General features: G+C 71.1%; 15 protein-coding genes, 1 tRNA gene and 2 pseudogenes. 13 read left to right on the top strand and 5 right to left on the bottom strand.

Annotated elements, in window-relative coordinates:
* Window positions 1–49 precede the first annotated feature (49 nt).
* The 3 genes from rph (at window position 50) to rdgB (ending at window position 1,966) form a co-directional block, all read left to right on the top strand.
* Window positions 50–787 (top strand): ribonuclease PH, encoded by a 738-nt coding sequence (rph, locus tag BM536_RS13415; RefSeq protein ID WP_073496242.1) that lies wholly within the window; start codon window positions 50–52, stop codon window positions 785–787.
* Window positions 788–921: 134 nt separating this feature from the next.
* Window positions 922–1,332 (top strand): hypothetical protein, encoded by a 411-nt coding sequence (locus tag BM536_RS13410; protein ID WP_073496240.1) that lies wholly within the window; start codon window positions 922–924, stop codon window positions 1,330–1,332.
* Window positions 1,333–1,363: 31 nt separating this feature from the next.
* Window positions 1,364–1,966, top strand: a complete 603-nt coding sequence (rdgB, locus tag BM536_RS13405; protein ID WP_073496238.1) for an RdgB/HAM1 family non-canonical purine NTP pyrophosphatase — start codon at window positions 1,364–1,366, stop codon at window positions 1,964–1,966.
* A gap of 45 nt (window positions 1,967–2,011) precedes the next feature.
* On the opposite strand, the gene BM536_RS13400 is transcribed toward rdgB, so the two are convergent.
* Together BM536_RS13400 and bcp are read right to left on the bottom strand one after the other, a co-directional pair.
* Window positions 2,012–2,096 (bottom strand) — tRNA-Leu (locus tag BM536_RS13400).
* Window positions 2,097–2,282: 186 nt separating this feature from the next.
* Window positions 2,283–2,750 carry a thioredoxin-dependent thiol peroxidase gene (gene bcp / locus BM536_RS13395; RefSeq protein ID WP_073496236.1) on the bottom strand — a complete coding sequence of 156 codons (468 nt, stop codon included), beginning with the start codon at window positions 2,748–2,750 and terminating at the stop codon, window positions 2,283–2,285.
* Between the two features lie 101 nt (window positions 2,751–2,851).
* Between bcp and BM536_RS13390 the strand changes: the two genes are divergently transcribed.
* The 3 genes from BM536_RS13390 (at window position 2,852) to BM536_RS13380 (ending at window position 4,083) form a co-directional block, all read left to right on the top strand.
* On the top strand, window positions 2,852–3,181 hold the full coding sequence (locus BM536_RS13390) for a DUF3618 domain-containing protein (RefSeq protein ID WP_073496235.1): 330 nt from the start codon (window positions 2,852–2,854) through the stop codon (window positions 3,179–3,181).
* A gap of 44 nt (window positions 3,182–3,225) precedes the next feature.
* Window positions 3,226–3,582 (top strand): GroES family chaperonin, encoded by a 357-nt coding sequence (locus BM536_RS13385; protein ID WP_073496233.1) that lies wholly within the window; start codon window positions 3,226–3,228, stop codon window positions 3,580–3,582.
* Window positions 3,583–3,762: 180 nt separating this feature from the next.
* Window positions 3,763–4,083, top strand: coding sequence for a DMT family transporter (locus BM536_RS13380; protein WP_073496232.1), 321 nt, complete (start codon window positions 3,763–3,765; stop codon window positions 4,081–4,083).
* A 135-nt stretch (window positions 4,084–4,218) separates the two neighbouring features.
* Here BM536_RS13380 and BM536_RS13375 read toward each other — a convergent pair.
* Window positions 4,219–6,479: pseudogene (locus BM536_RS13375) on the bottom strand (transglycosylase domain-containing protein).
* A gap of 801 nt (window positions 6,480–7,280) precedes the next feature.
* On the opposite strand from BM536_RS13375, the gene BM536_RS13370 reads away from it, so the two are divergent.
* From BM536_RS13370 to BM536_RS13355, 4 genes are all read left to right on the top strand, one after another.
* The gene (locus BM536_RS13370) at window positions 7,281–8,081 is read left to right on the top strand and encodes an ABC transporter permease (protein WP_094102966.1); all 801 of its coding nucleotides are present in this window, start codon (window positions 7,281–7,283) and stop codon (window positions 8,079–8,081) included.
* A gap of 61 nt (window positions 8,082–8,142) precedes the next feature.
* Entirely contained in the window at window positions 8,143–8,907 is a 765-nt protein-coding gene (locus BM536_RS13365; protein ID WP_073500015.1) for an ABC transporter permease, read from the top strand.
* Window positions 8,908–8,956: 49 nt separating this feature from the next.
* Entirely contained in the window at window positions 8,957–9,997 is a 1,041-nt protein-coding gene (locus BM536_RS13360; RefSeq protein WP_425444630.1) for an ABC transporter ATP-binding protein, read from the top strand.
* A gap of 10 nt (window positions 9,998–10,007) precedes the next feature.
* A complete protein-coding gene (locus tag BM536_RS13355; protein WP_094102965.1) occupies window positions 10,008–10,691 on the top strand; it encodes a DUF1707 SHOCT-like domain-containing protein in 684 nt (227 codons plus the stop codon).
* 126 nt (window positions 10,692–10,817) lie between these two features.
* On the opposite strand, the gene BM536_RS13350 is transcribed toward BM536_RS13355, so the two are convergent.
* On the bottom strand, window positions 10,818–12,212 hold the full coding sequence (locus BM536_RS13350; protein ID WP_094102964.1) for an SGNH/GDSL hydrolase family protein: 1,395 nt from the start codon (window positions 12,210–12,212) through the stop codon (window positions 10,818–10,820).
* Between the two features lie 180 nt (window positions 12,213–12,392).
* On the opposite strand from BM536_RS13350, the gene BM536_RS13345 reads away from it, so the two are divergent.
* Window positions 12,393–13,703, top strand: a complete 1,311-nt coding sequence (locus BM536_RS13345; RefSeq protein ID WP_073499638.1) for a DUF445 domain-containing protein — start codon at window positions 12,393–12,395, stop codon at window positions 13,701–13,703.
* 53 nt (window positions 13,704–13,756) lie between these two features.
* Window positions 13,757–15,237: pseudogene (locus tag BM536_RS13340) on the top strand (MFS transporter).
* 181 nt (window positions 15,238–15,418) lie between these two features.
* On the opposite strand, the gene BM536_RS13335 reads toward BM536_RS13340, so the two are convergent.
* Entirely contained in the window at window positions 15,419–15,916 is a 498-nt protein-coding gene (locus tag BM536_RS13335) for a hypothetical protein (RefSeq protein ID WP_073499642.1), read from the bottom strand.
* 162 nt (window positions 15,917–16,078) lie between these two features.
* On the opposite strand from BM536_RS13335, the gene BM536_RS13330 reads away from it, so the two are divergent.
* A partial coding sequence (locus tag BM536_RS13330) for a GlxA family transcriptional regulator (protein WP_094102963.1) occupies window positions 16,079–17,036 on the top strand: 958 nt, incomplete at its 3' end.

Genomic DNA, 17,036 nt, shown 5'->3' with positions numbered 1-17,036 from the left:
CGCACCCGCGGCAGGGGCCCCTTCCACGCCTGCCGCTAGGCTCGACGCCATGTCTCGCATCGACGGCCGCACCCCCGAACAGCTCCGCCCCGTCACCATCGAACGCGGCTGGAGCAAGCACGCCGAAGGCTCCGTCCTCGTCTCCTTCGGCGACACCAAGGTCTTCTGCACCGCCTCCGTCACCGAAGGCGTCCCCCGCTGGCGCAAGGGCAGCGGCGAAGGCTGGGTCACCGCCGAGTACTCCATGCTCCCCCGCGCCACCAACACCCGCGGCGACCGCGAATCCGTCCGCGGCAAGATCGGCGGCCGCACCCACGAGATCTCCCGCCTCATCGGCCGCTCCCTGCGCGCCGTCATCGACTACAAGGCCCTCGGCGAGAACACCATCGTCCTCGACTGCGACGTCCTCCAGGCCGACGGCGGCACCCGCACCGCCGCCATCACCGGCGCCTACGTCGCCCTCGCCGACGCCATCACCTGGGCCCAGGGCCGCAAACTGATCAAGGCCGGCCGCCAGCCCCTCACCGGCACCGTCTCCGCCGTCTCCGTCGGCATCGTCGGCGGCATCCCCCTCCTCGACCTCTGCTACGAGGAAGACGTCCGCGCGGAGACCGACATGAACGTCGTCTGCACCGGCGACGGCCGCTTCGTCGAGGTCCAGGGGACCGCCGAGGCCGAGCCGTTCGCCCGCGACGAACTCAACTCCCTGCTGGACCTGGCCGTCTCCGGCTGCACCGAATTGACCGTGCTCCAGCGCGCGGCACTTGATACCGTCCTGCAAAAGTAAAGAGAACGCCAAAGACGACGGACGCGCGGGCAACCCCGCCGTCGTCCCGGCGTCTTGCGCAGTACCACGGCCCGCGCACGGCCGCACACGACGGGGGCCTCCCGAGGGGCCTGCACAAGGGGAGGAACACCACCATGTCCAAGGCCGCGAGCCGTCACCGAGGCCGCCGTATCACGATCGCCGCCGCCACCGCGGCCGTCGCGCTCACCGTGGGACTCACCACCACCGGCTGCGACGCCGTGAACAAGGCACTCGACTGCGTCCAGACCGCCGACGCCATCGCCGACAGCGTCACCGACCTCCAGCAGGCCGTGGAGAACGCCGCCAACGACCCGACGCAGACCCAGGAGTCCCTCACCTCCATCGAGAAGAACCTCGACAAAATAGGTGACACGACGGACAACACCGACGTCAACAAGGCGGTCGACGACCTCCGCGCGGCCGTCACCAACGTCCGCACCGCCGTCGAGAACGGCGACAACACCCCCGACCTCAGCCCCGTCACCGACGCGGCCGGCGAACTGACCAAGGTCTGCACCCCGTAACACCGCGCGCGGGAGTCGGGATACTGGGCCCATGACCCGCCTGATCCTCGCCACCCGCAACGCCGGAAAGATCACCGAACTCAGGTCGATCCTCGCCGACGCAGGCCTGCCCCACGACCTCGTCGGCGCGGACGCCTACCCCGACGTCCCCGACGTCAGGGAAACCGGTGTCACCTTCGCCGAGAACGCCCTCCTCAAGGCCCACGCCCTCGCCCGGGCCACCGGCCACCCCGCCATCGCCGACGACTCCGGCCTCTGCGTCGACGTCCTGGGCGGCGCTCCCGGCATCTTCTCCGCCCGCTGGGCCGGCAGACACGGCGACGACCGGGCCAACCTGCAACTCCTCCTCGCCCAGCTCGGCGACATCGCCGACGAACACCGAGGCGCCCACTTCGCCTGCGCGGCGGCCCTCGCCCTCCCCGACGGCACGGAGCGCGTGGTCGAGGGCCAGATGAGGGGCGTGCTGCGCCACACCCCGGTCGGCACGAACGGCTTCGGCTATGATCCGCTCCTCCAGCCGGAGGGCGAGACCCGGACGTGCGCCGAGCTGACAGCGGCGGAGAAGAACGCGATCAGCCACCGGGGGAAGGCGTTCCGGGCGCTGGTGCCGGTGATTCGGGAGTTGTTGGGCTGAGCGACAGGAGAGGGGCCGCCCGGCTGGGCGGCCCCTCTGTTCGCGTGCGGCCGGTGGGACTCGAACCCACACGGGTGTGAACCCACTGGGACCTAAACCCAGCATGACTGCCAAATTCCATCACGGCCGCTCAAAACCGGTCATGACCCTCGACCGGCGGCACTCAGTCTACGGGGATCTCGGGTCGCCCGGCGAGTGTGTCCCCACCCTTCCGGCGGCACCACGGCTCCGTCGTGGAGTGGCAGTTGGGGCACATGTACCGGAGGTTCGTGGCCCGCGGCGACCTGGGTCGGCGCGGGCCGGGGGGAGGAGGGGATCAGATGCCCAGGTCCTTGATGATCTTGGCTACGTGGCCGGTGGCCCGGACGTTGTAGAGGGCGTGTTCCACCTTGCCCTGTTCGTCGATGACGATCGTGGAGCGGATGACGCCCATGTACGTCTTGCCGTAGTTCTTCTTCTCGCCGAAGGCGCCGTAGGCGTCGAGGGCCTTCTTGTCGGGGTCGGCGAGGAGGGTGACCTTGAGGGATTCCTTCTCGCGGAACTTGCCGAGCTTCTCGGGGGTGTCGGGGGAGATGCCGATGACGTCGTACCCGGCGCCGGCGAGGAGGTCGAGGTTGTCGGTGAAGTCGCAGGCCTGCTTCGTGCAGCCGGGGGTCAGGGCGGCCGGGTAGAAGTAGACGATGACCTTGCGGCCCTTGTGGTCCGACAGGGACACCTCGTGGCCGTCGGCGTCGGGGAGGGTGAAGGCGGGGGCCACGTCCCCGGGCTGGAGTCGCTCGCTCATCGGACCAGCGTAACGGGGGGTCCTGACAGTGCGGGCGGGTGGGGAACTGACAGACTGTCCAGCACACGTAGGAAACGTCGGCTCACTTCGGAGGCCCCACCGTGGCGGACACGTCGGACACCAGAACCCCGGCGCAGATCGAGGCGGACATCAGGCGCCGCCGAGAGACGCTGGCTGAGACGCTCGACGAGATCGGGGTGCGGGTGCACCCCAAGACGATCGTCGGCGATGCCAAGGCGAAGGTCGCGGCCAACGTCGATCACACGCTCGGGAGGGCCTATGTGCAGGTCAACCGGGTGGTGAGCGATGTGAAGGCGCAGTTCGTGGACGAGGAGGGCGCGCCGCGCCTGGAGCGGGTGGTGCCGGTGGCCCTCGTGGTGGTGGGGGTCGTGGGGCTGCTGGCGTTCGGTACGCGGCGTCGCAAGGGCTGACCCGGAGGCGTTCCGGCCGGGCGGAGGCAGGTAGGTTCGTCGGTGTGAGCGGTAAGAGAAGCGAGCACAGCAGTCACGACGACAAGCTGCCCATCCGGATGCTGCACGACCGGGTCCTGGTGCGTCAGGACGCGAGTGAGGGTGAGCGGCGTTCCGGTGGCGGGATCCTGATCCCGGCGACGGCGGCCGTGGGCCGTCGGCTGGCGTGGGCGGAGGTCGTGGCGGTGGGCCAGAACGTGCGGACCGTGGAGCCGGGTGACCGGGTGTTGTTCGACCCGGAGGACCGGGCCGAGGTGGAGGTGCGGGGGATCGCGTACGTGCTGATGCGTGAGCGTGATCTGCACGCGGTGGCCGCGGACCGGTTCGAGGGGTCGGAGGACTCGACGGGCCTGTACCTCTGATGCGTTCGCCGATTCACCTCTGATCCATAGGTGGAGAAGGGCTGGTGACCATGGTCACCAGCCCTTCTCCCGCTTTTTTGCTAGTTTGGAGGGAGCCCGACGAGACGCGCCGTACCGGGATGTGTGCAGGCAAAGACGACGCACCGTTCTGTCGAGGGTTCGTGTCTCGGAGGTGCTGTCATGGCCTGGGTTCTGTTGATCGTCGCCGGTCTGCTCGAGGTGGGCTGGTCGATCGGGATGAAGTACACCGACGGGTTCACGCGTCCGGTGCCCAGCCTTTTCACCGGGGCGGGGATCGTCGCGAGCATGCTGTTGCTGTCGTATGCCGCGCGTTCGCTGCCGATCGGGACCGCTTACGGCGTGTGGGTCGGGATCGGCGCCGCGGGGGCGGCGGTGTTCGGCATGGTGGTGCTGGGGGAGCCGGCGACCGCCGCCCGGATCTTCTTCGTGTGTCTGCTGCTGGTCGCCGTGGTGGGGCTGAAGGCGACCTCGGGGCACTGAGCCTGCCCTGCGACGACCGGACCTGCTCTGCGACGACCGGGACCGGTCCTGCGACGACCGGGCCTGCTCTGCGACAACCGGGACCTGCCCTGGACGGTCAGGTCTGTCCTCGACGCCCAGGACCGTCCTGGACGGTCACTCGTCGATCGGCCTTCGGGTCGTGAGCTGGGGGAAGGTGCCGCCGGGTGTGCCGGTGATGCCGCCGTCGGAGGTCTCGCCGGTGGTTCCGCCGTCGGAGGTGTCCCCGGTGGTGCCTCCGTCGGTGGTGCCGCCCGTGGTGGGGGTGCCGCCGGTGGAGGTCTCTCCGGTGGTGCCGCCGGTGGTCGTTCCGCCGGTGGTCGGGGTGCCGCCGGTCGTCGCGTCGCCGGTGGTGCCGCCGTCGGTCCGGCCCTGGTTCGTCCCGGGGGACTGGGTGTCCTGGCCGCCGGTGGTGTCGCCCTCGTCGTTCTCCTCGGTCGGCTCGTTCCGTGAGGGTTCGGAGGACGGGTACGCGGTTTCCTCGGAGCCTTCCTGGATCTGGAGGGTGAAGTCGGTGACGGGGGTGCCCTTGAGGGCGTCCTTGGTGAACTGGGCCCAGATCTGGGCGGGCGCGCCGCCGCCGTTGATGCGGGGCAGGCCCATCGCGCCGTAGAGCGACTTGTGCGCGGCGGTGACCGGGTCCTGGCCCATCACCGCGACGACGGTGGCGAGGTCGGGGGTGTAGCCGGCGAACCAGGCGGCGGTGTCCTCTTCGGCGGTGCCGGTCTTGCCCGCGGCGGGGCGTCCGGCGGCGAGTGCCGCCGTGGCGGTGCCGTTCTGGACGACGCTGCGGAGCACGGAGGTGGTGGTGTCGGCGGCTTCGCGGCTGACGACCTGGGAGGTCTTGCGCTCGGGGAGGTCGAAGACGTCGGTGCCGTTCTTGGTGACCTTGTCGATCATGGTGTAGGTGCCGTGCCGGCCGTGGTTGGCGAGGGTGGCGTAGGCCTCGGCCATGTCGAGGACGCTGGCGGTGGCCGTGCCGAGGGCGATCGACGGGTAGGGCTCGAGGTCGGGGGTGTTGCCGGGCAGACCCAGTTCGATCGCGGTCTGCTTGACCTTCTCGGGGCCCACGTCGACGGCCATCTGCGCGTACACGGCGTTCACGGACTTGTCGGTGGCGCTGCGGACGCTGATGTCGCCGTAGTTGACGTTGTCCTCGTTCTCGGGGGCGTAGCTGCCGCCGCTCCAGCCTTGTACGGGGCGTTGGTCGGTGCCGTCGTAGATGGTGTTGGGGGTGATGCGGCGGCGGTCCTGGGTCTCGGAGTCGTTCTCGACGGCCGAGGTGAAGACGAAGGGCTTGAAGGTGGAGCCGACCTGGAAGTCCCGGCGGGTGGCGTTGTTCGTGTACTGCTTGACGTAGTCGATGCCGCCGTACAGGGCGAGGACGTTGCCGGTCTTGGGCTCGACGGCGGCGCGCCGGCGCGGACGTAGGTGTCGGCCTTGCGGTCCTTCGGGTCGAGCTTGTCCATCAGCTTGTCGTCGACGGCTTCGACGAAGGCGTCCTGCTTCTTCTTGTCCAGGGTGGTGGTGATGCGGTAGCCGCCCGCTTCGAGTTCGCCGGCGGTGGCGATCTTGTTGGTGCGGAGGTAGTCCTTGATGGCGTTGACGAGGTAGCCGCGCTGGCCGGACATGCCGGTGTCGGCGCCGGAGGTCTCCTTGGGGGCGGGGAACTCCAGTCCCGTGCGGTCGGCCTGGCTGAGCCAGCCCTTGCCGACCATGCCGTCGAGGACGTAGTTCCAGCGGGCTTCGGCGGCCTTGCGGTTCTCGGGGTGGGCGATGACGTCGTACTCGCTGGGCGCGTTGACCAGGGCGGCGAGGTAGGCGCCCTGGGCGGCGGTGAGTTCGTCGGCGTCGACGCCGTAGTAGGCCTTGGCGGCGGCCTGCATGCCGTAGGCGTTGCGGCCGAAGTAGCTGGTGTTGAGGTAGCCCTCGAGGATGTCGGCCTTGGAGATCTCGCGGTCCAGCTTGATGGCGATGAAGAACTCCTTCACCTTGCGGGTGACGGTCTGTTCCTGTGCGAGGTAGTAGTTCTTCACGTACTGCTGGGTGATCGTGGAGCCGGACTGCTTGCCCTTGCCGGTGGCGGTGTTCCAGCCGGCCCGGATCATCGCCTTGGGGTCGATGGCGGACTCGGTGTAGAAGTCGCGGTCCTCGGCGGCCAGGACGGCGTGCTGGGCGGCCTTGGAGATCTGGGAGAGGTCGACGTTCTCGCGGTTGACGGTGCCGTCGCGGGCGATCTCGGTGCCGTCGGCGTAGAGGTAGACGTTGCTCTGTTTGGTGGCGAGGGCGTTGGCGGGCGGGATCTTGACCATGGAGTAGCCGAGGAAGAACAGGCCGATGAGGAGGGCCGCGCCGAGGACGAGGGTGCCGAGGACCATGCGCCAGGTGGGGAAGAGGCGACGCCAGCCGGTCCGCTTGGGCCGTTTGGGCCGCTTGGGCCCGGCGCCCTCCGCGGACGCGGTCGCGGGCCCGGGCTGCCTGGGGGCTGCCGGTCGTCTGGGGGGCGCCGGTCGTCCGAGGGGCGCTGGGGGGGCTCGGCGGCTGCGGGGGGTCGGGGGATGTGGGCGGCCTTGGGCGCGTGGGCGCTTTCGGTGGCGCGGGGCGCCTCGGGGATACGGGCCATTTCGGCGGTACGCGCTGTGTCAGGCGTACGTGCCGCGCCAGGCGCATGTGCCGGGTCGGGCGTACGTGCCGTGCCAGGCGTACCAGCCGGGTCGGCTGTACGTGCCGTGCCAGGCGTACGTACCGGGTCAGGTGTACGTGCCGTGCCAGGCGTACGTACCGGGTCAGGTGTGTGCGCCGCTTCGGGCTCGCGTGCCGTCTCGGACGTCCCGGCGGTCTCGGGTGGGCCGGCCGCTTCGGGCGTGCCGGCTGCCTCGGGTGTGCCGGTGGTCCGGCTCTCGGTCGGCTGCTTCGGCTGCGGCTCGTCGCTCATGTGTTGCTCGGACTCCTGTTTCGCGTCGTACGTTCCCGTACGTCTCGTACGCCTTCTGCGCCCCCTGTTGAAGACTCTCGCACCCCGCGTTCCGTTCCCGGCAATCGGCGCGTGTTGTGCCACACGTGCGGAAGGGGGTCCGGAAATCGCGTGGCATGCGAGGTGGCCCGCCCACTAGGCTCCTGCGCTTCGCCGCCGTGGCGGGGTCGGCGCGGGATCGCCGCGGGTGAGGAGGGCTGGTGCCGTGGGTTCGGTGCGCTTGTACGCGGCCGTGGCGGCGGGGAGTTTCAGAAGGTACGCGACCTATCGGGTGGCGACGGCGGCGGGGGTGTTCACCAACACGGTATTCGGCCTGATCCTCGTGTACACATATCTGGCGTTGTGGGACGAACGGCCGCAGCTGGGCGGCTACGACCAGGCGCAGGCGGTGACGTACGTGTGGCTGGGGCAGGCGTTGTTCGCGACGCTGGCGCTCCAGGGCGGCGGCTTCGAGGCCGAGTTGCTGGAGCGGATCCGCACGGGGGCGGTGGTGATCGATCTGTACCGTCCCGCTGACCTGCAACTGTGGTGGTTCGCCGCGGACTTCGGGCGTTCGGCGTTCCAGTTGCTGGGGCGGGGGGTGATTCCGTTCGCGTTCGGGACGCTGGTCTTTCCGTCGGCGCTGCCCGCCGATCCCTTGGTGTGGCTGCGGTTTCTGCTGGCGCTGCTGCTGGCGACGCTGGTCAGTTTCGGTATCCGGTTCCTGGTGGCGTTGAGCGGCTTCTGGCTGCTGGACGGGACGGGTGCGCTCCGGATGCTCATGGTGACGGGGATGTTCTGCACGGGCATGGCGTTGCCGTTGAACGCGTTTCCGGAGCCGTTGGGCGGGATCGTGCGGGCGTTGCCGTGGTCGGCGATGCTCCAGATGCCGGCGGACCTGCTGATGGGGGAGACCGGGGCGCTTGGGACGTACGCCTTCCAGGCCGGGTGGGCGGTGGTGCTGCTGTTGCTGGGCCGGATGGTGCAGACGGCGGCGACGCGGCGGGTGGTGGTGCAGGGTGGGTGAGGCGGGCCGGGTGCGGGACGGGCTGCGGGAGGGGTGGCGGGCGTACCGGCTGATCGCCGGGATGTGGATCCGTTCGACGATGGCGTACCGGTTGTCGTTCGCGATGGCGCTGGTGAGCGGGCTGCTGGTGACGGGGCTGGACTTTGTCGCGATCTTGCTGATGTTCTCGCGGGTCGACGCGCTCGGCGGCTACTCGCTGCCCGAGGTGGCCTTCCTGTACGGCCTGTCCGCGACCTCGTTCGGGATCGCGGACCTGGTGATCGGATCGGCGGGCCGGCTGGGTTCGCGGGTGCGGGACGGCACGCTCGACACGCTGCTGGTGCGGCCGGCGCCGGTGCTGGCGCAGGTGGCGGCGGACCGGTTCGCGTTGCACCGGGTCTCCCGGATCACGCAGGGGGCGCTCGTGCTGGGGTACGCGCTGGCGGCGACGGACGTCGACTGGACGGTGGTCAAGGTGCTGCTGGTGCCGGTGACGCTGGTCAGCGGCGCGGTGATCTTCGGTGCGGTGCTGGTGGCGGGGGCGGCGTTCCAGTTCGTGGCGCAGGACGCGGCGGAGGTGCAGAGCGCGTTCACGTACGGCGGTCAGACGCTGCTGCAGTATCCGCCGACGGTGTTCGGGAAGGAGCTGGTGCGTGCGGTGACGTTCGTGTTCCCGCTGGCCTTCGTCAACTGGGTGCCGGCGGCGTACGTGCTGGGTCGGCCGTTGCCCCTGGATCTGCCGGGGTGGGCGGCGTACGCCCCGCCGTTGGTGGCGCTGGCCTGTTGCGCGCCCGCCGGACTGGCCTGGCGGGCGGGGCTGAGGTCGTATCGCAGTACGGGGAGTTAGCGCAGCCCGGGAAGTGGGCGAAGCACGGGAAGTGAGCGGAGCACGCGACGTGGGCGAAGCACGGGAAGGCAGCGGAGTGCGGGAGGGCAGCGGGGGAGCCGTGGTGGACGCGTTCATCGAACTCGACCGGGTCGAGAAGGTTTTCGACGTGCGTCGGCGTACCGGTTTCCTCCGGCGCGAGCGGCGGCAGGTGCGGGCGGTGGACGGGCTGTCGTTCACCGTGGCACGCGGCGAGATCGTCGGCTACATCGGGCCGAACGGCGCCGGGAAGTCGACGACGATCAAGATGCTGACGGGCATCCTCACCCCGAGCGGCGGCCGGCTGCGGGTGGCGGGCATCGACCCCGCCCGTGAGCGGACGCGTCTCGCGCATCGCATCGGGGTGGTGTTCGGGCAGCGGACGACCCTGTGGTGGGACCTCCCGCTGATCGACTCCTACCGGCTCGCGCACCGCATGTACCGCATCCCGGACGCCCGTTACCGCGAGAACCTCGACCGGCTCGTCGAACTGCTCGACCTGGAGAGCCTGTTGGAGGTGCCGGTACGGCAGCTGTCGCTCGGTCAGCGGATGCGTGGCGACATCGCGGCGGCGCTGCTGCACGACCCCGAGGTCCTCTACCTCGACGAGCCGACGATCGGCCTCGACGTCGTCTCCAAGGCCCGGGTGCGGGAGTTCCTGGGCGAGTTGAACACCGAGCGCGGCACGACGGTCCTGCTCACCACCCACGACCTCCAGGACATCGAGCGGCTCTGCTCCCGAGTGATGGTCATCGACCACGGCCGCATGATGTACGACGGTCCGCTCGCGGGGCTGCACGAGGCGGGGGAGAGCGAACGGACCCTGGTCGTGGACCTGGAACGCGAACTCCCGCCCATCGAAGCGGGCCCGGCGGCTCGTGTCGTACGGGTGGAGGGGCCACGCCAGTGGCTGGCCTTCCCGGCGTCGCAGTCGGCGGCCCCGCTGGTGGCGCGGATCGCGGCGGAGTACCCGCTGGTGGACCTGTCGGTGCGGGAGCCGGACATCGAGACGGTGATCGGCCGGATGTACGCGGACAAGGAGACCGTAGTGCCGGGCGCGGGGAACTCGTAGGCTGCTGTTCATGACCGACGACGCAGTCCCGGACCTCCGTGCCTCCGACGCCGACCGCGAGCGTGTCGCCGAGGTCCTGCGGGACGCCCTCGCCGAGGGCCGGCTCGACATGACGGAGTTCGAGGAGCGGCTGGACGCGACGTACCGGGCGCGGACGTACGGCGAGCTGACGCCGATCACCCGCGACCTGCCCGCCGCGGGGGTCGCTCCGCCGCCCGCCGTGTCCCTGCACAAGTCCGCGGCGCGCGGCGACGCGGACGGGGACGGGGCGTGGGGCGGGCGGATCGTGGGGGGCGAGGGGTCGTCCACGTGGGCCGTGGCCGTCATGTCCGGCTTTCAGCGCAAGGGGCACTGGACCGTGCCCCGGCGGTTCACCGGCTTCGCCTTCTGGGGCGGCGGGGAGATCGATCTGCGCGAGGCGGACTTCGCGGCCGGGGAGGTCGTGATCAACTGCATCGCCCTCATGGGCGGGATGAACGTCGTGGTGCCGCCCGGGGTCGAGGTCGTGGTGCGGGGGATCGGGGTCATGGGTGGCTTCGACCACGGAGAGCAGGGGGTGCCGGCCGCGGCGGGCGCTCCGCGGGTGGTGATCACCGGGTTCGCCTTCTGGGGCGGGGTGTGGAGCGCAAGCGGCGGCGGGAAAGCGGGGGGTTGCCGCGGGGGGCGGGACAGACGCCGGCACCTGGGGCACTGAGGGAGTCGGCGCTGGGGGGAGCGGCCCGTGCTTACGGGGTGTCCGCCTGGGCCCCCTCCCATCGCCCAGGCGGCACGCATGCCCCGCAGACGGCGCGGGTGGCCGCGGGCTGAGCGCGCTCGGGCGTTACAGCTCCGCCCGTCCCGCCCCCCGCAGCTGGCCCCACGTGATCAGTTGCGCCATCTTCCGGTAGCCCCGGTCGCTGGGGTGGAGGTGGTCGCCGGAGTCGTACTCCGACCTGAGTCGGCGGGGGTCGTACGGGTCGTGCATCGCCCGGTCGACGTCCACGACCGTGTCGTAGACCGACCCGGACCGGATCGCCGAGTTGATCTGCCGGCGTACGTCCTCGCGGGCGTCGGTGTAGCCGCGGTGGCCGTGGAAGGGGAGCAGGGTGGTGCCGACGGCCCTGATGCCGTGGGCGTGGGCGCGGCGGACCAGGGCGCGCAGGCCGTCCAGGACTGCGTCGGGGTCGGCGGTGTTCCGGCTGCGGAGGATGTCGTTGACGCCGAGGTCGATGACGACGACCTTGACGTTGGGCCGGCCGAGGACGTCCCGGTCGAAGCGGTTCAGCCCGCTGGGGTTGTCCGCGGGCCGGCCCAGTCCGTCGGTGAGGACGCGGTTGCCGCTGATGCCGACGTTGACGACGCCGTAGCGCGGGGCGTCGTCGTCGCCGTCGGCGAGGGACGCGCGGAGCCGGTCGGCGAGGACGTCGGGCCAGCGGCGGTTGGCGCCGGGGGTGGAGGTGGCGCCGTCGGTGATGGAGTCGCCGAAGGCGACGACGGTGCCGTCGGCCTCGTCGCTGAGGACGTCCAGCGCGGTGAGGTAGCGCCAGTACGTGACCTGCCCGGTGTACGGCGCTCCCGTCACGTCGCCGGTGTGCTCCCCGTCGGCGACGAAGCTGGTCTGCTGGGCCCGGTGGTGGAAGGTGACCGGGCCCGCGGAGGTCGGCGTGTAGAGGCTGACCAGGACGTCGGTGTCGCGGGGGACGGCGAGCGGGACGGCGTCGCTGACGGCCTGGCCGCCCGCCGGGACGCTGACCGTGGGACGGCCGCCGAAGGTGAGCCGGCGCAGCGTGCCGGGGTCGGCGGCGGGGCTGTCGTCGCCGGCCGCGACGGCGAGGGTGACGGCGGTGACGGTCAGCGGGCTGGTGCCGTAGAGGTTGGACAGCGTGATCCGGGCACTCGTCCCCCCGACGCTGGTGTGGACGACGTTGCGCACCGTGCGTCCCGCTGTGCCGTCGGGCTCGGTGAGCGGTTCGCCGCCCACCGGGGCGGCGGCCCAGGAGCCGACCCAGACACCGGTGGCGGCGGCAGCGGCGGAGCGGGAGCCCGTACGGGAGGAGGCGAGGGTGTCCTGGCCGCCGCGCCCGCCGTCCCCCGCGTCGACACCGATGTATATGGCGGCCGAGAGGCCCACGATCACGGCGAGGATCGCGGACAGGAGGACGTGGTGACGTGCGGCGTGCGGGGCGCTGCGGCGGGCGCGGGGCACCCCGGGCCCCCCGCCGTCGTGCCTGGTCATGCGAGTGTGTGTCTCCTCGGACGAGGGAGCGGCGAGGCTCCGACAGAACATTCAGGAGATCACCGTTGAACTCCCCCACCTGACAGACGCCGGGAACTCCTGTTTCGTTCCAGGAGTCGGACAGGTGGGGACAATGGTCGCGAGCGTGGTCACGGGGGACCGGGAACGGGTGGAGAGCGGATGGAACGTACGGGAACGGAAGACAGGGCCGTGCCGGTGGCGCGCGCCATGAACGTCTTCAGCGCCGCCGACGAGGAGCGCAGGCGCGGAGTGCGGCGCATGAAGCTCACCGCGACGGGGCTGCTGGTGTTCGTGGCGGTGGTGTACGTCCTCGCCGAGTGGGCCTCCCACCGGGGCGCCGGGGCGTGGGCGGGGTATGTGGCGGCGGCGGCCGAGGCCGGCATGGTGGGCGCGCTGGCGGACTGGTTCGCCGTGACCGCGCTGTTCCGCCATCCGCTGGGCCTGCCCATTCCGCACACGGCGATCATCCCGACCAAGAAGGACCAGCTGGGTGTCTCCCTGGGCGAGTTCGTCGGCGAGAACTTCCTGTCCCGGGATGTCGTACGGCAGCGGCTGCGCGCGGTCGGCATCGGCAGCCGGCTGGGGACGTGGCTGGCGGAGCCGGAGCACGCGGACCGGGTGACGGAGGAGCTGGCGACGGCGCTGCGGGGGGCGCTGACCGTGCTGCGGGACTCCGATGTGCAGGCGGTGGTCGGGGAGGCGATCACGCGGCGGGCCGATGCCCAGGAGATCGCGCCGGGGATGGGCAAGATGCTGGAGAAGATCGTCGCGGACGGCGGTCACCGGCGGGCCGTCGACCTGGTGGTGACGCGGGCGTACGACTGGCTGGTGCTGCACGCCGACTCGGTGATGGACGCGGTGGAGGGCGGCGCGCCCGGCTGGACGCCCCGGTTCGTCGACAAGCGGATCGGCGAGCGGGTCTACAAGGAGCTGCTGCGGTTCTGCGCGGAGATGCGCGACATGCCGTCCCACCCGGCCCGTGGCGCCCTGGACCGTTTCCTGCGTGACTTCGCCTCCGACCTCCAGTCCGACACCGAGACCCGTGCGCGGGTGGAGCGGCTCAAGGGTGAGGTGCTGGGCCGCGGAGAGGTGCAGGACCTGATCGCGTCCGCCTGGACGGCCGTACGGTCCATGATCGTGTCGGCGGCCGAGGACGAGCGCAGCGAGCTGCGGATGCGGGTGCGGGCGGCGTTGCTGTCGCTGGGGTCCCGGATGGCCACCGAGCCGAAGGTGCAGGGGAAGGTGGACCGCTGGGTGGAGGGGGCGGCGGTGCACGTGGTGTCGACGTACCGCAAGGAGATCACCTCGCTGATCACCGACACGGTCGCGGGCTGGGACGCCGAGCACACCACGCGCAAGATCGAGGCGAACATCGGCCGTGACCTGCAGTTCATCCGCATCAACGGCACGGTGGTCGGGTCGCTGGCGGGCCTGCTGATCTACACGGTGGCGCGAGGGCTGGGGGCGTAACGGCACTTCCTCGGGGAAGCCGATGGTGGTTCCGCTCGACGTGGAGGGAGCCCATGACCACCGCCGCACCGGCCGAACCCGGCCGCACCATCACCACGGACATCCCAGCCCGCCTGGACCGCCTCCCCTGGTCACGCTGGCACTGGACGATCGTCATCGGCCTGGGCACCGTGTGGATCCTCGACGGCCTCGAAGTCACGGTCGTCGGCAACATCGCCGGGCGACTGTCGGAGCCGGGCAGTGGCCTGCCCATCACCTCCGGGCAGGTCACCGGCATCGCCGCCGCGCTGTACGTGGCGGGCGCCTGTCTCGGCGCCCTGTTCTGGGGCCGGCTGACCGACCGCTGGGGCCGTAAGAAACTCTTCATGATCACGCTGGCGGTCTATCTCGCGGCGACCGCCCTGACCGCGATCTCCTTCGACACCTGGTGGTTCCTGCTCTTCCGCTTCCTCACCGGCTTCGGCATCGGCGGCGAGTACGCGGCGATCAACTCGGCGATCGACGAGCTGATCCCGGCGGAGTACCGGGGCCGCGTCGACCTGATGATCAACGGCAGCTTCTGGCTCGGCGCGGTCGGCGGCTCTCTGCTGTCGGTCGTCGCCCTGGACACGGACCTGTTCGCGGCGAACGTGGGCTGGCGGCTGACGTTCGCGCTCGGCGCCGTCCTCGCCCTGGTCATCCTCCTCGTACGGCGCCATGTCCCGGAGAGTCCGCGCTGGCTGCTGATCCACGGCCGGGACCGGGAGGCGGAGGAGATCGTCTCCTCGATCGAGCGGAGCATCGAGGCCGAGAGGGGCGCCCCGCTGCCGGCGGCCGAGGGTGAACTCACCATCCACCAGCGCAGCAGCGTCTCCTTCGCCGAGATCGCCCGTACGGTCTTCTCCGACTACCGCCGCCGCGCCGTCCTCGGCTTCTCCCTCTTCATCGGGCAGGCCTTCCTCTACAACGCGATCACGTTCGGCTTCGGCGCGATCCTCACCACCTTCTTCGACGTGCCGACCGGTGACACCGGCTACTACTTCGCCGTGATCGCCCTCGGGAACTTCTGCGGCCCGCTGCTGCTCGGCAAGCTGTTCGACACGGTCGGCCGCCGGGTCATGATCTCGTCGACGTATCTGCTCTCCGGCCTGCTGCTGTTCGGCACGGCCTGGCTGTTCGACCGCGGCTCGCTGAGCGCGACCACCATGACGGCCTGCTGGTGCGCGGTGCTGTTCTTCGCCTCCGCGGGCGCCTCCAGCGCCTACCTCACGGTCTCCGAGATCTTCCCGATGGAGACCCGCGCCATGTCCATCGCCTTCTTCTACGCCCTCGGCACCGCCGCGGGCGGCATCAGCGGCCCCCTGATCTTCGCCGACCTCACCGGCACGGGCAAGGTCGCGACACGGTCCTCGCGTTCCAGATCGGCGCGGCCCTGATGTGCGCGGCGGGCCTGGTCGCCGTGTTCCTCGCGGTGCGGGCCGAGCGACGCTCCCTGGAGGACATCGCGACGCCCCTGACAGCGGCGGCGACGAAGGCCCGTACGGCGGTGGAGTGACCGCACCGGCCGTCGCGCCCGTGGCCCTGAGCAGGCTCCGGCGGCTGATCTGTCGACGTCGAGTCTCGCGCATGTTCCGGAGACGCGCGGGGGCCGGGCCGATCACGAAAAGTGGCGGTCCGGCCCTGGCCTGCACCTCTCCGCTTCTCGGCCTCTACGCGCCTGTTGTCGACCTCCGCCTCTACGCGCCTGTTGTCGACCCGGGCCGGACGATCATCAGGACGGTGACGGTCGCCCACAGCAGGTTGAAGACGCCGGTGAACATCGCGAGCTGGACGGTTGCCGCACGGGTCGCGGTGCCCCCGGTACCCACGGTGCCTTCGCTGCCGCCCACGGTGCCCCCGCCACCCTCCGCGAGGATCTCCTGCCGGGGCAGGACCAGCACGACGAGGACGAGCGCGGCCAGGACGGTCAGCACGACGGACACGATCAGCCAGGCGTCGCCGAGCACGCCCATCGCGCCCGCCGTGAAGAACCCGAAGACGGGGACGGCGATGCCGACGGCGGCGTACACCCGGCAGATCCGGTGCAGCAGCCGTACGGTCTCGGCCGCGCGGGCGTCGTCCGGCGCGGCCAGCGACCGGCGCGCGGCGGGTGGGAACATGCTCGCGGCGACGGTGACGGGACCGATCGCGACGATGGCGGCGAGGACGTGGACGGCGAGGAGGAACTTGGTCACGGGCCGACGGTAGGCGTCCGGCCGATCCCGCAGAAGTGGCGGGAGTGCCATGGGGCGACGGATTCTCGCCAGAAGGCCGTGGCAGGTGAGGGCGAGCGTGGTCCCGTCGCCTTCCTCGTGGGCGGGGTTGGCGGTTTCCCGTCGTATGCCTAGGCTCTCGCCATGCACACCGTCGCCGTTCTGGCCCTTGACGGGGTCATCCCCTTCGACCTGTCCGCCCCGATCGACGCCTTCGGCTGGGCCCGGCTGCCCGACGGCCGGGAGGCGTACCGGGTGCGGGTCTGCTCGCCGTACCCGTCGGGCGAGGTGAGCGCGGGGGCGTTCACGGTGCGGGCGCCGTACGGCCTGGAGGCCCTCGCGGAGGCGGACACGATCATCCTGCCCGGCGTCCGGGAACCGCCGGAGCGGCTGCCGGACGGCGTCACGGAGGCGCTGCGCGCGGCGGCGGAGAACGGCACGCGCATCGCGTCGATCTGTGTCGGGGCGTTCCTGTTCGCCGCGACCGGCCTGCTGGACGGCCTGCGCGCGACGACCCACTGGATCGCCGCCCGCGACCTGGCGGAGCGCTACCCGCGGATCACGGTCGACGCCAACGTCCTCTACGTCGACAACGGCCGGTTCCTGACCTCGGCGGGCGCCGCCGCGGCCCTCGACATGTGCCTGCACATGATCCGCAAGGACCACGGTTCGGCCGTCGCCGCCCAGGCCGCCCGGATGTCGGTCATGCCCCTGGAACGTGAGGGCGGGCAGGCCCAGTTCATCGTCCACGACCTGCCACCGGCCCCATCGGGGGCCACCCTGGAACCCGTCCTGCGCTGGATGGAGGAGCACTGCGACCGCGACCTCACCCTGGACGAGATCGCCGCCCACGCGGGCATGAGCACCCGCACCCTCAACCGCCGCTTCCGCGACCAGGCCGGCACGACGCCCCTGCAATGGCTGCACCGGGCGCGGGTGCGGCGGGCGCAGTACCTGCTGGAGACGACCGCGCACCCGGTCGAACGGATCGCGGCCCAGACGGGCTTCGGCTCCCCGACGGCGTTCCGGGAACGCTTTCGCAGGGTCGTCGGGACCAGCCCGCAGGGGTATCGGCGGGCGTTCCGGTCGGGGGCGGGGGCGG

The organism is Streptomyces phaeoluteigriseus (assembly GCF_001896135.2).
In the GTDB taxonomy this organism is placed as follows: domain Bacteria; phylum Actinomycetota; class Actinomycetes; order Streptomycetales; family Streptomycetaceae; genus Streptomyces; species Streptomyces phaeoluteigriseus.
Note: the sequence above shows the minus strand (reverse complement) of the source record. Positions and strands in the feature narration are given on the sequence as shown.

Bases quoted from the DNA above. Each gene is read 5' to 3' on its own strand.
- BM536_RS13350 (WP_094102964.1), bottom strand. From the start codon at position 12,212: ATGACCAGGCACGACGGCGGGGGGCCCGGGGTGCCCCGCGCCCGCCGC.
- BM536_RS13345 (WP_073499638.1), top strand. From the start codon at position 12,393: ATGGAACGTACGGGAACGGAAGACAGGGCCGTGCCGGTGGCGCGCGCC.
- BM536_RS13355 (WP_094102965.1), top strand. From the start codon at position 10,008: ATGACCGACGACGCAGTCCCGGACCTCCGTGCCTCCGACGCCGACCGC.
- BM536_RS13380 (WP_073496232.1), top strand. From the start codon at position 3,763: ATGGCCTGGGTTCTGTTGATCGTCGCCGGTCTGCTCGAGGTGGGCTGG.
- rdgB (WP_073496238.1), top strand. From the start codon at position 1,364: ATGACCCGCCTGATCCTCGCCACCCGCAACGCCGGAAAGATCACCGAA.
- bcp (WP_073496236.1), bottom strand. From the start codon at position 2,750: ATGAGCGAGCGACTCCAGCCCGGGGACGTGGCCCCCGCCTTCACCCTC.
- BM536_RS13365 (WP_073500015.1), top strand. From the start codon at position 8,143: ATGTGGATCCGTTCGACGATGGCGTACCGGTTGTCGTTCGCGATGGCG.
- BM536_RS13410 (WP_073496240.1), top strand. From the start codon at position 922: ATGTCCAAGGCCGCGAGCCGTCACCGAGGCCGCCGTATCACGATCGCC.
- rph (WP_073496242.1), top strand. From the start codon at position 50: ATGTCTCGCATCGACGGCCGCACCCCCGAACAGCTCCGCCCCGTCACC.